The sequence below is a fragment of the Streptococcus oralis subsp. dentisani genome (assembly GCF_003944205.1).
In the GTDB taxonomy this organism is placed as follows: domain Bacteria; phylum Bacillota; class Bacilli; order Lactobacillales; family Streptococcaceae; genus Streptococcus; species Streptococcus oralis_BH.
Map to the genome: position 1 here is coordinate 1 of NZ_RJPH01000041.1, position 758 is coordinate 758.

The 758-nt window shown below is 26.0% G+C and carries 1 protein-coding gene and 1 pseudogene; both read left to right on the plus strand.

All coding sequences use genetic code 11. The features are described 5' to 3' along the window. Positions 1-255: pseudogene (locus tag D8805_RS10170) on the plus strand (hypothetical protein); the annotation flags it as partial. Continuing rightward, positions 255-758, plus strand: a 504-nt coding sequence (locus D8805_RS09975; protein WP_142999755.1) for a DNA cytosine methyltransferase, incomplete at its 3' end; no start/stop codon positions are given. The pseudogene D8805_RS10170 and the gene D8805_RS09975, both read left to right, overlap by 1 nt.

A 758-nucleotide genomic window follows, 5' to 3' on the forward strand; every position in this document is an offset into this window, starting at 1 on the left:
AATTTGTACTGGTTAAGCAATTATTTTGATATTTTTTCAGGTGGATTTGTTAATTTTAGAAAAATTAAAACAGAATCTTTTGAAAATCTTTCGGATGGCAATAAATATAAGAAAATAATAAAATTACAAGATAATTTTGTGAAGTCATTGTTGTCGAAATTTTCTATATACTATAATAGGCAAGGACAGCCTGATTTTAATTTTGAAAAAGTTACAGATGAAATTGCAAATAAATTTGTAGGAAGTGAAAATTAATGAATATTATCGATTTATTCTCAGGAGCCGGTGGTTTAACAGAAGGATTTAGAAATCGTGATTTTAATATTCTATGTCATATTGAAAAAGATAAAGACGCATGTGAAACTTTAAAAATCCGAGAAGCTTATTACTTTTTAAAAGAGAATAATAAACTTCATTATTATAGAAAGTACTTGAATGGAAGAATTTCTAAGAAAGAATTATTGAACATTGTTCCGAGTGAACAAATTAAATCAATACTGAATATTGAAATAAACAAAGATAGCTTAGAGGAAATATTTAATTTTATAGATTCAAAATCTGATAGAGTAGATGGCATTATTGGTGGCCCTCCCTGTCAAGCATATTCTACAATTGGTAGAGCAATAAATGAGAAAAAAAAGAATTCAGACAACCGAATCTACTTATATAGATATTATTTGAGTTTCCTTAACAAATATTCTCCAAAATTTTTTATTTTTGAAAATGTTAAAGGTCTCCTATCATTTAAAGATGTAGAT